The following is a 1,422-nucleotide window of genomic DNA, read 5'->3' on the forward strand; positions in this document are numbered from 1 at the left end:
GGTCGAGGTGGGGGGGGGCGTGGGGGGGGGTGGGGGTCGGGCGGGGGGGGTGGGTGTGGGGGTGGTCGTGGTCAGGGTGGCCAGGCGCCGGTCGACCTCGTCGGCGGTGGCGTGGCCGTGGGCCAGCACGGCGACGGAATCGCCGTCGACCGCCAGGAGGGTGGGGAAGCCGCTGACGCCCAGCGCGGCGCCGCGACGGAAGTCGGCCTCGGCCGCGGCCCGTGTCCCGGGCGCCTCGAAAGCGGTGAGTACAGCGTCGGCGTCCAGCCCCGCCGCCTCGGCCACCGTGCGGTAGGTGGCCGGGTCGGACAGGCTCAGGCCGTCGACGTAGAAGGCGTCCTGGAGGGCCGCGGCCAGTTCCGCCGCGCGGTCGGGGGCCGCCTGGCGCAGGGCGGCGACGCCACGGGCGGCGGCCTCGGAGTCCATCACGAACGAGCCGTCGGCGATCAGCCGCTCGTAGGCCTCGCCGAACTTCGCGCCGGTCAGCTCGGCGATCTTGGCGTTCGCGCCCTGGACGTAGCCGAACTGGCGGATCGGGACCCGGCGCGGCCCGGTGAACAGACCGCCGGAGACCACCTCCACCGGCAGTTCGGGGTGGCGGGAGGCGGCCTCGCGGAGCGTCCCGGAGAAGCCGTGGGACCAGCCGCAGTAGGCGTCGAAGACGTGGACGAGCCGCATGGGAGACCTCGACAAGGGTGTGGCGCCCGCCCGGTGCGAGCGATTCACCTGACAGAACAGTAACTGACGTGTCAGATATTTCTTGTCAGGCGTGACGGTCGCCACAGGGGCAGTGTCAGTGTCGGAGTCAGTGTCGGGGTCAGGGCAGGCGGGGGAGGACGTCCCGCGCCGAGTGGCTCAGGATGCGCAGGTCCTCCGTGAACCGCTCCCGGTCCTCGGCCGGCAGCGGGGCCATGAAATAGCGGCGGATGTTCTCGACATGCACCCGTGCGGCGGCGACCGCGGTCTCCTCGCCCCGGGGAGTCAGCCGCACCAGGCGCCCACGCCGGTCACCGGGATCCTCGGCCCGCTCTACCAGGCCCGCCGCCTCCATACGGTCCACCAGCCGGGTCGCGCCGCCGGTCGTCAGCACCTGCTCCTGGGCGACGGCCCGCATCGACAGCCCCGGCTCGCCCGCCCGGCCCAGGATGAGCAGCACCTCGAACATGAGATGGCTGACCCCGCACTCCTCCTCCAGGGCCCGCCCCAGGATGTACTCCAGCCGGTTCGCCGCGCCCTGGAGCCGCCCGAAGGCGAGCACCATCTCGTTCCCCGCGGCCTCCTTCGCCGTCGAGATCTCCACCCGCTCATCCACGGCCCCGCCGCCCTTCTCCTCGTCCCCACCGGTGCACCCCTGATCATGCCGTGCCGCCGAAGGGGGCCCCGGACGGGCCTGGCGGCCCGCGGACTCCCACCCCCTTGGGC

1 protein-coding gene and 1 pseudogene are annotated in these 1,422 nt (G+C 73.8%); both read right to left on the reverse strand.

Translation table 11 applies throughout. The annotated features are described in order from the left end of the window. Positions 1 to 72: 72 nt before the first annotated feature. A pseudogene (locus HLK59_RS50040) lies at positions 73 to 678 on the reverse strand (DsbA family protein); the annotation flags it as partial. 139 nt (positions 679 to 817) lie between these two features. After that, on the reverse strand, positions 818 to 1,312 hold the full coding sequence (locus HLK59_RS50045; protein WP_171148336.1) for a MarR family transcriptional regulator: 495 nt from the start codon (positions 1,310 to 1,312) through the stop codon (positions 818 to 820). Positions 1,313 to 1,422: the final 110 nt, after the last annotated feature.

The organism is Streptomyces sp. S3(2020) (assembly GCF_013044505.1).
Classification (GTDB): Bacteria; Actinomycetota; Actinomycetes; order Streptomycetales; family Streptomycetaceae; genus Streptomyces.